Source organism: Acinetobacter sp. NIOH-H-8, assembly GCF_046635365.1.
Taxonomy (GTDB): Bacteria; Pseudomonadota; Gammaproteobacteria; order Pseudomonadales; family Moraxellaceae; genus Acinetobacter.
This window is the reverse complement of record NZ_JBHDVN010000184.1, coordinates 1-456: the sequence shown is the minus strand read 5'-3', so window position 1 is coordinate 456 and position 456 is coordinate 1. Positions and strand designations below refer to the sequence as shown.

The 456-nt window shown below is 40.4% G+C and carries 1 protein-coding gene; it reads left to right on the top strand.

Going from position 1 to position 456, the window contains the following annotated elements; all coding sequences use genetic code 11:
- Positions 1-148: 148 nt before the first annotated feature.
- Positions 149-456 (top strand): PTS system mannose/fructose/sorbose family transporter subunit IID (locus ACEWB7_RS17700; RefSeq protein ID WP_411581045.1); only part of this gene is annotated, 308 nt, incomplete at its 3' end.

Sequence of the window (456 nt, the reverse complement as noted above, 5' to 3'; positions counted from 1 at the left end):
GCAATGGGTCCCCTTCCAATGCTTGCAGTTGCTTTAATCGGTTTCAGTTTAGCAGCAATGGCTTACCAACGTAGCACGCAAACAGCACCAAGCTATGGGGGTCAACAACGTCAACAGTCAAATGTAGATGACGAGGGGGAAATAGAAGATGACGAACTCTAAAACGAAACATTCAAAAGAACCTTTAGCCTTTAACACTCCATTTGAAGATCCAACATTAACAGGAAGTCCCCCTAAAGAACCATATCAACTCACGAAGAAAGACTTTCGTCAAATCAACTTACGTAGCTTACTGTTCTTCCAATGGGGTTGGAACTACGAGCGTATGCAAGGCTCTGGTTACTTATTTACGATTTTACCGCAATTACGTAAAATTTATGGTGATAACTCACCTGAATTAAAAGAAATGATGCGTACACATGCGCAATTCTTCAATACAAGTAACTACTTTAATAC